1 protein-coding gene is annotated in these 1,188 nt (G+C 67.8%); it reads right to left on the reverse strand.

Translation table 11 applies throughout. The features are described from left to right. Positions 1–44: 44 nt before the first annotated feature. Positions 45–1,188 (reverse strand): acyl-CoA dehydrogenase family protein (locus ACIQTO_RS38170; protein ID WP_402398281.1); only part of this gene is annotated, 1,144 nt, incomplete at its 5' end.

Below are 1,188 nucleotides of genomic sequence, written 5' to 3' on the forward strand. Positions count from 1 at the left end.
GCCAGGGTGTGCGGCGGGGTGCCCGGGGGTGCCCCGCCGACGCGCTACGGCAGGTTGCGGGCCATCACGATGCGCTGGACCTGGTTGGTGCCCTCGTAGATCTGCGTGATCTTCGCGTCCCGCATCATCCGCTCCACCGGATAGTCCCGCGTGTACCCGTACCCACCCAGCAACTGCACCGCGTCCGTCGTGATCTCCATCGCCGCGTCCGACGCGAAACACTTCGCCGACGCCCCGAAGAACGTCAGATCCGCGTCCCCCCGCTGCGACTTCGCCGCCGCGACATACGTCAACTGCCGCGCCGCCTCCAACTTCATCGCCATGTCCGCCAACATGAACTGCACACCCTGGAAATCACCGATCGGCTTCCCGAACTGCCGACGCTCCCGCACATACCCCTTCGCGTAGTCCAACGCCCCCTGCGCGATCCCCACCGCCTGCGCCGCGATCGTCACCCGCGTGTGGTCCAACGTCCGCATCGCCGTCGCGAACCCCGTCCCCTCCGCACCGATCATCCGGTCCGCCGGAATCCGCACATTGTCGAAATACACCTCACGCGTCGGCGACCCCTTGATCCCCAACTTCCGCTCCGGCGCCCCGAACGACACCCCCTCGTCACCCTTCTCCACCACGAACGCCGAGATCCCCTTCGACCGCAGCCCCGGATCCGTCACCGCCATCACCGTGTAGAACTCCGACACCCCCGCGTTGGTGATCCACCGCTTCACACCGTTCAACACCCAGAAGTCACCGTCCCGCACCGCCCGGGTCCGCATCCCCGCCGCGTCCGAACCCGCCTCCGGCTCCGACAGGCAGTACGAGAACATCCCCTCACCCCGCGCCAACGCCCCCAGGTACTTCGCCTTCAACTCCTCCGAACCCGACAACTGCACCGGCAACGACCCCAACTTGTTCACCGCCGGGATCAACGACGACGACGCGCACACCCGCGCGACCTCCTCGATCACGATCACCGTCGCCAACGCGTCCGCCCCCGCACCGCCGTACTCCTCCGGCACGTGCACCGCGTGCAGATCATTGCCCCGCAGCGCGTCCAACGCCTCCTGCGGGAACCGACCCAGCTCGTCCACCTCCGCCGCGAACGGAGCGATCTTCGCCTCGGCCAGCGAACGCACCGCCTCACGCAGCATCCCGTGCTCCTCGGAGATCCGGAAGAGATCGAAGTCC

The sequence above is a fragment of the Kitasatospora sp. NPDC091207 genome (assembly GCF_044768625.1).
Taxonomy (GTDB): domain Bacteria; phylum Actinomycetota; class Actinomycetes; order Streptomycetales; family Streptomycetaceae; genus Kitasatospora.